The following is a 6,153-nucleotide window of genomic DNA, read 5'->3' on the forward strand; positions in this document are numbered from 1 at the left end:
CCTTAAGAAATATGAGAAAGAAGATATTCTATAAATATATACCATTAATAGCAGGAATGTTAATGACTCTTACCGGACATGGTCAGCAAATTGCGCTTAAGGGCAAGGTAAGGGGTAAAGGCAGCAATGCCGGACTTCAAGGAGTAAAGATACAAGATCTAAAAAGCCGAAAGGTACAATATGCTGATGTGGAGGGTCTATTTGAGGTTCGTTATAATTTAAGGGATACACTAATTTTCAGCGCTCCAGGTTATTCTGATTTGAAGTGGTCTGGTATAATATCAGCGGAGGATACACTTCAAATAGAGTTACAACAGCTGCATCAATATATCGATGAGGTGGTTGTAAGCACCGGTTATTACAATATTCCTAAAGAAAGAGCTACGGGGAGCTTTACGCATGTTGGAAATAAGTTAATTCAGCGGGAGCCCAGTACAAATATCTTGGATAGACTCGAAGGAGTCGCAAATGGAGTTAATTTCATTCGCGGCACAGCCAATAAGTAAGGCAGCAAACAGGCATCTTTTCGGGTGAGGGGGCTGGCTACAATACAGTCAAATTCCAGTCCGTTGATTATTGTAGATGATTTTCCTTATGATGGCGATATATCGAGTATTAATCCGAATGATGTGGAGGATATTACGATTCTCAAAGACGCGGCTGCGGCCTCAATCTGGGGCGCGCGAGCGGGTAATGGAGTTATTGTTATCCGCACAAAGAAAGGCAGGAATGATCAGAAGGTAGGCATTAGTGCAACAGGCAGCATGCTGGCCACAGCACGGCCAGATCTGTTATATAATCCAGATTTTTTGAATGCCGCCAGTACGCTTGAAGTGGAGAAATTCCGCTTTGATAAAAAGATGATGGTGGAGAATAACTGGACACTGCTGAGCCCAGGAGTGGAGCTTTTGATTCAACACCGCGATGGTAAAATTAGCGCAGATGATCTCCAGCAGAAGCTCGATCTCCTTAAGGAACAGGATATACGTAAAGAGGCACTTGATAATCTCTACCAGCTGGGTCTGAACCGTCAGATGCAGGTAAGCCTTAGTGGGGGCTCTACAGGCCACAGCTATTACTTTTCTTCTGGCTATGACGATAACAGATCACATATACGTGGCAATGGTTACTCTAGGTTGACCCTGAGCATGAATGATAGCTATCAACCTGCAAAGTGGTTAGATCTGCGTGCATCGGTGAACTATTCACAGGACGGCTCTCCCAGTAATGGTCTAGGGATAAGTGATATTGTTCCTATGGAGAACTATTCCGCTCAGTTTCCATATCCATATCTGCGGCTGAAGGATGAAAATGGTGCTGCCCTTGCTGTTCCTAGAAAATATAGAAGCGCATATGTAGAGGGTGCCCCAGCACTCGGATTATTAGACTGGCAGTTTCGTCCTTTGGATGAAATAGAGCTGAATGATATTACGGGTAGCAGCAATACGGTTCGGATTTTTACTGGAGCCAACTTTAAATTATTTCGCAGATTCGCTCTGGGATTAAAATATCAGTATCTGCGAAGCCAAAGCGATAGAGAGAATTACTACAGCCCAGAATCATTTTTAGTTAGAGATCTGGTTAATTCCTTTACTCAGAGTGATATGAGTAGGGTCATACCCCTTGGAGGTATTCGTGAGGGGTCAGGGGGTAGTAGCCATTGGCATCAGGGTCGCCTTCAGGCTGATTATAATAGAGCATGGGACAGACATAATCTAAGTGGAATTGCAGGTGCCGAGATAAGGCAGGTAAATCAGCAGTCTGCTCCGGGGTATAGGGTGTATGGATACGATAAAAATACGATAACAGGAACTTCACTTTTTGACTATAGCAAGCTATATCCTTCGCGTCCGCGCAACAGCCAGCGCATTGCTCAGGCGATTAGCAACTTTAGCGATGTCACGGACCGTTTTCTGTCTTATTATAGCAATGTTTCCTATAGCTATACACAGAAATATACGCTTTCTGCAAGCAGTAGATGGGATGGCTCGAATCTGTTTGGTGTTAAGGCCAACCAACGAGGTGTTCCGTTATGGTCTGTTGGAGGAGCCTGGCTAATGAGTGAGGAAGACTTTTTTAGCACTAAATGGGTGGACCGCTTAAGATTTCGCCTGAGCTATGGGCATAACGGAAATGTAAACCAACGCGAGAGTGTTTATCCTATAGTAAGCTATATGGTAGATACCTATACCCAGCAGCCAAGCGGTAAGCTACAAAACATAGGTAACCCTTCGCTACGCTGGGAGAAGGTTTCCAATCTGAATGGTGCCGTGGACTTTAGCCTGCTTGGAAGCCGAATATCTGGAAGTGTAGAATGGTATAGCAAGAAAGCAAATGATCTAATAGGCAATAACATTGTTGCTGGATCAACGGGGATTTATAAGAATGGAGTGGTGTATAATATGACCAATAGGCTTAACTATGCATCAATACATACTAAAGGGATAGACCTGGAGCTGCGTACGGTCAACACCTCAGGCCAAGTTGGCTGGCAGACAGATTGGATTTTTAACTACACGGGTAATAAAGTGACAGATTATATGCTGGAGAGTAAGCCTATTATAACCAATTATCTTGGAGTAAATACAAATGCTGTAGTGGGGGAATCATTGGATCAGCTTTATGCTTTACCCTGGCAGGGTCTTTCCTCCGAAGATGGCTCTCCTCTTGTTGGTAAGGATGGGGTGCTGAATAAAGATTACACAGGCTATCTGAGCGGTTTAACTCTAGATGATCTGTTACGTGTAGGTGTTTCGGTAGCTCCTTATAGCGGATCGATGCGCCATACCTTAACCTATAAGGCCTTTCAGCTCAGCTTTAATATGCTGCTAAGCGCAGGGCATGTATTTAAGAAAAGTTCACTGAACTATCAGGATCTTTTGAATAATGCCAAAGGTCATCAGGAGTTTCAGGAGCGCTGGCAGCAGGCTGGTGATGAGCTGAGTACGTCGGTACCATCACTGCCTTCCTCGATCATTGCTAACCGGGACTTGGTATATCAGAGTTCACAGATACATTTCCAGTCAGCCTCGCATATCCGTCTTCACGATATAAATATGGGATATAGGCTGCGGGGTACAAAGTTGAATCATCGTTTGGGGATGGAATCTCTAAGCGTTATGGTGAATGCCCGCGATCTAGGGATATTGTGGAAGAAGACTGATATAAATGTTGACCCATCCTATGCTTATTCGTTATATCCGCCACAGCGGACCTATTCGTTTACCTTACAATTAAATTTTTAGCCATGAAAAGTTTATTAATATTTATAGTAGGCCTGATGTTCCTTTTTAGCTGTACGCCAGAGTTTTTATCCCTTAAGCGTGATATGAAGAATGTGGTACCCCAGAGCCTGGAGGACTTTCAGTCGGTGATGGATTACTCGGCAGTGATGAATCTAAATTCAGCATATCTACTGGGAGAGATTGGTGCAGGAGATTTTTATCTGAAAGACGAGACGTGGAATGCCCTTAGTTCCCCTTGGGTAAAAAATGCCTATAACTGGCAGAAAGATATTTTTCAGGGTAGTCAGAGCGATATATGGAATAGGATGTATGAGAAGGTGCTCTATTGTAATATTGTATTGGAGGGATTGGCTCGTAATAAGGATGATATATATGATATTAAAGGATATAACGATGTGCGTGGTCAGGCTCTTTTCTGGCGAAGCTATAGTTTTTATCAGTTAGCTCAGTTTTTCTGTGCAGCCTATGATAAGCAAAATTTAGAGGGCATTATTGGTCTACCCTTACGTTTAGAATCGGATATTGACCAGAAAGTGCAGCAGTCCACCTTGCAGCAGACATATAATAAGATTGTAGAGAATCTTTTGGAAGCAGAAGAGCTTTTGAAAGATGATAAACCATCGGTATATGGCACATACTTTAAATCTCGTCCTTCAAAGATAGCCCTTAGAGCTCTGCTAAGCAGGGTGTATCTGCAGATGCAGGATTATTCCGGGGCCAAGGAGTATGCCCAGAAGGTGCTTTCGATGCAGTCCGAATTACTGGATTACAATAAAGTAGCTGTAAAACCAGCAATGGAGTACAGTTTTGACTTTTTTGGTGCCACAAATCCTGAAGTTTTACTGTATGATGTAATGTTTTATAATAATGTCATTGCTCAAAGCAGGCTCATAGTAGACTCTGTTCTGCTTAGAAGTTATCAGGAGCATGACCTTCGCAAAGAAAGATTTTTTACCAGTACAAATGGCGGGGATACGACTTTTAGAGGTTCATATAATGGAAATGTAGACCTCCATGGATTTATTACTCTACCGGAGGTATACTTAACACTAGCTGAAAGCAGTGTAAGAACGGATGATTTAATAAAAGCTAAAGATGTTATGAATGTGTTTTTAAGCAAACGTTATGCTAATGGATCAGCTAGAGATATAAGTTCTCTTGACAAGGGGACATTATTAGATTTTATCCTACAGGAGCGAAGGAAAGAATTGGTGTTTAGAGGGGTTAGATGGCAGGATTTAAGAAGGCTAAATTTAGAGCCTCAGTTTGAAAGAACAATAACAAGAAATATTGAAGGGACAGTTTATACACTTCTTCCAAATAGTTCTAAATTTATCTATCCTTTACCCGAAGATGAGGTAATATTAAATGGATATAAACAGGTGCAAAGATAATGGTTAGGGCTAAAGGCCCTAACCGTAGTTTGTAAAAAGCTTATTGTTCTCTTTGGAAAGCTTGTTGTTTTATTAATTCATCAGGATCATCTTCTACTTGTGAAGGAGGCGTTACCCCTTGAGGAACTGCAATTTTACACATATCCCCAGTTAGACCAATATTACAATCATCTGTTGGTGCTGGCGCTGTGGTAGAAGAGCCCACATCATGCTGAGAAGTAGATGGATTAAAAGAAACATTATACCAATCATAAGATTGGACATTTGAAGATCTAAAAGACATCAAAGAGATGCTGAAAGCTGCAATTACCATGGCTATGAGTGGTAATGCAAAAGTTTTGCTTTTTTTCATAACTTTAATTAGTTGAAACCTTATTCTTTATAAGAATAAGGTTTAATTAATGAATGGGACCGATAAGTAATTATTGGTCCTTTATTATTTATTTACCAGCTAGAATTTTTATAAGATGTGAACCAACAAAAAATATTAGCTGTATAAGCACTTTGGCTGGCTCTGCCCCTTGCCTTAATTATCTGAAATTAAGGTTTGGCTGTGAAAATCTATTGTTAAGTAAATGGTCTTTTTGGAAATTTTCTGGTCTTATATTCAAACATGAGACAGCTAACGTTTTATGGGACCAATTAAGATGTATAAATAGTAAAAGCTAAATTAAAGAGACATCGACTTGAAAAAATTCTCTATAGGGAAACTTAATATTATAAAAAAAAGACTATTTATTAATAGACTTTCCATTTTTCAATACTAAATATAAGTTTGTGGAGTTTCCATATATAAGCCTATATTTATAACATTTTATAATGAAGGAACAAAGGACATAAATATGAAATCATAACTGTCATAAATAAAACTTATGACGTATAAAACCTACTTTCTTCTATTCATTATGAAAGTTTAGGTGAGAAATTCAATTATAGCCTACCTTAGATTTTAGAAGAGTTTATATGGTCCTTTTTATTAGGAGGTTTACTTGAAAAGAATGGATCATTAGCCCATTTCCAAAGATCAATTTTCACAATATAATCAAGCAAATAAAGTTCACCAGATTCGATAAGTTCCATTCATATGTGGCCTTCTTTTGAATGTATTTAAATAGTATTATACCTATTAATGCAGTCTAAATCTGGATATATACTGCATTTTCTGAGGTTTATACAAAACTGGTTTCTTTTAAACGCTTTTTTAGATGTTTGAAGAAAGTTTCAATCTCTCATCTTTCCTTATATTAAGGTTGCTTTCCAGGTGTATCAAACTCTACGATCTGATCTTGAAACACTTCGCTGTCCTTGATTGCTTCACTTTTATATGTGCACACTACACACAGTATATTTCATATTGCTCTTATTTCGTGTGACAAAGAAGCTCTGGTTGCTGTCCTTTAGATTTGATTTTATATAAACAGATAACGATTTTGTCTTGGCAACTAACTATCGGCAGTGGCTCATTATGTTGCTGTCAAGGTTTCTATACCTAGTTTTGGATCGAATCCACTGCC

Annotated in this window: 4 protein-coding genes and 1 pseudogene; 3 read left to right on the forward strand and 2 right to left on the reverse strand. The window is 39.7% G+C overall.

Annotated elements, in window-relative coordinates; all coding sequences use genetic code 11:
• The first annotated feature begins 62 nt into the window (after nucleotides 1-62).
• The 3 genes and pseudogenes from H8B04_RS11440 (at nucleotide 63) to H8B04_RS11450 (ending at nucleotide 4,639) form a co-directional block, all read left to right on the forward strand.
• On the forward strand, nucleotides 63-506 hold the full coding sequence (locus tag H8B04_RS11440; protein WP_190302429.1) for a hypothetical protein: 444 nt from the start codon (nucleotides 63-65) through the stop codon (nucleotides 504-506).
• A gap of 15 nt (nucleotides 507-521) precedes the next feature.
• Nucleotides 522-3,245: pseudogene (locus H8B04_RS11445) on the forward strand (SusC/RagA family TonB-linked outer membrane protein); the annotation flags it as partial.
• Nucleotides 3,246-3,280: 35 nt separating this feature from the next.
• Nucleotides 3,281-4,639, forward strand: a complete 1,359-nt coding sequence (locus tag H8B04_RS11450) for a RagB/SusD family nutrient uptake outer membrane protein (RefSeq protein ID WP_223815394.1) — start codon at nucleotides 3,281-3,283, stop codon at nucleotides 4,637-4,639.
• A gap of 40 nt (nucleotides 4,640-4,679) precedes the next feature.
• On the opposite strand, the gene H8B04_RS11455 is transcribed toward H8B04_RS11450, so the two are convergent.
• Nucleotides 4,680-4,991, reverse strand: a complete 312-nt coding sequence (locus tag H8B04_RS11455; RefSeq protein WP_190302432.1) for a hypothetical protein — start codon at nucleotides 4,989-4,991, stop codon at nucleotides 4,680-4,682.
• Nucleotides 4,992-5,581: 590 nt separating this feature from the next.
• On the reverse strand, nucleotides 5,582-5,719 hold the full coding sequence (locus H8B04_RS11460; protein ID WP_190302433.1) for a hypothetical protein: 138 nt from the start codon (nucleotides 5,717-5,719) through the stop codon (nucleotides 5,582-5,584).
• Between the last annotated feature and the right edge of the window lie 434 nt (nucleotides 5,720-6,153).

The organism is Sphingobacterium litopenaei (assembly GCF_014692495.1).
In the GTDB taxonomy this organism is placed as follows: domain Bacteria; phylum Bacteroidota; class Bacteroidia; order Sphingobacteriales; family Sphingobacteriaceae; genus Sphingobacterium; species Sphingobacterium litopenaei.